Source organism: Acinetobacter sp. YH1901134, assembly GCF_013416965.1.
In the GTDB taxonomy this organism is placed as follows: Bacteria; Pseudomonadota; Gammaproteobacteria; order Pseudomonadales; family Moraxellaceae; genus Acinetobacter; species Acinetobacter amyesii.
In genome coordinates this window covers 1-1,986 of record NZ_VPEW01000040.1, presented here as the reverse complement: position 1 = coordinate 1,986, position 1,986 = coordinate 1, and the positions used below count along the sequence as shown (strand labels likewise).

Genomic DNA, 1,986 nt, shown 5'->3' with positions numbered 1-1,986 from the left:
AACAGCCGTGTGTTTATGAACAAATCGGTGCGTGATGTCAGTGAGACTCTTTTTAAAGAATGGCAAAGCAAAAGTCCGCTCTTTGCTGCCAGTCTAACGCTAGATCTAAGCGGTTTAAGCCAAAACTATGATGTACGACCTTTCATCATGCAGTCGAATGAAAGCGATTATGACTTTTTAACGCGACTTTGGCGCAGTGAGGGTATCAACTGGCTCATCGATGAAGCACAGTTGAAAGTGCCGCATTCCTCAGCCCAAATTGAAAAACAAAAACTCCGCCTGATTGATGACAATAGCCAATATCAAGCACTCAGCCGTCGTAGTATCCGCTTTCATCGTTCTAGTGCCACAGAAAAACAAGACAGCATTACCAGCTTGATCGGTGAGCGTAGCATTCAGCCGACTGCGGTCCATGTACAGCGCTGGCAAGCCGATGGACTCAGCCAAGAAGAAGGCGCAGGTTCAGTTCAAAGCAAACATCAGCATAGCCAAAGCCAAGACAATGCTAGCTTAAGTTTGGAACAAGCATGGCATGTCAGCCCTGCATGGATGCAAGACTTAAACGGTGAGGATCAAGCTACGGCTTCATCCAACAGCCAAATTGAAAAACTGAATCAAAACCTAACGCGCTACCACGAGCTGCAATCTAAAAAATTCAATGCACAATCGACCGTGCGTGATACCCAAGTGGGTTATTGGTTTGAATTGAATGAACACCCAGAAATCGATCAACACAGTGGCGCAGACAAACAATTTTTAATCACAGAAAAAAAATTCTATAACCAAAATAACTTACCTAAAGATCTCTCTGAACAAGTCAATCAACTGATTGAACAAAGTCAGTGGAACATTAAACCCATCCATGAACAGGCCGAGCGTCAGGCCAATCAGCTCACATTACAACGCCGCAATATTGCGACGGTTCCTGAATATAACCCACTCGAACACCGTCCAAGCACCCATCCGCAACGGGCTAAAGTTGTCGGGCCAAGTGGTGAAGAAATACATGTCGATGAATGGGGGCGTATCAAAGTCCGCTTTTTATTTACCCGTGGAGATGACCACAGCCATGATGGCGGTGCAGGCAGTAATGACAATGACACAGATTCTGCATGGGTAGATGTGCTTACACCATGGGCAGGTGAAGGTTATGGCGCACGCTTCTTGCCACGCATTAATGAAATCGTGGTCATCGATTTCTTTGACGGCAATATCGACCGACCATTTGTGGTGGGGCGCATACATGAAGCACAGCGCAGTCCGACCCAATTTGATAGTAAAGGCAAACTGCCAGACACCAAAAAACTGGCTGGAATAAAAAGTAAGGAAGTCCAAGGTGAAGGCTTTGGACAACTGCGCTTTGATGACACGACTGGACAAATCTCAACACAATTACAAAGTACCCATGGTGCCACTCAGCTCAACCTCGGTAACCTTAGTCATCCCAAAGAAACCGCAGAAAGTGCAGGGCGAGGTGAAGGCTTTGAACTGAGAACAGACCAATGGGGCGCAGTACGTGCAGGACAGGGGCTACTTGTCAGCACACACCCACAACAACAAGCAGCGGCAATGCACCTCGATGCACAAGCGGCGAAAGATCAAATCGAAGCCAACTTAAACAGCAGTAAAGCCTTAAGTGAAGTGGCTAAAAATCAACAAACTGACCCGCTTGAAGTCTTAGATAACCTAAAAAACTTCCTTGCACAAATCGAAAAAGGCAGTAAAGAAAAAGCTGATGCCTTTAAACAAGCCTTAATGATTTTATCTGCACCGAACTCAATTGCTGTGAGTAGTCAGGAAGATATTCATCTTTCAGCAGATGGACAAATCAGCCAAAGTGCAGGCGATAGTATCAACCTCAGCAGTCAAAAATCCTTAATTGCCCATGCACAAAGCAAGATCAGTCTATTTGCAGCACAAGAGGGATTAAGAGCTTATGCAGGCAAAGGCAAAGTTGAAATCCAAGCCCAAGGAGATGGGGCAGAT

General features: G+C 45.7%; 1 protein-coding gene. It reads left to right on the top strand.

Annotated elements, in window-relative coordinates; all coding sequences use genetic code 11:
• A partial coding sequence (locus tag FTV50_RS16520) for a type VI secretion system Vgr family protein (protein WP_180025092.1) occupies positions 1–1,986 on the top strand: 1,986 nt, incomplete at both ends.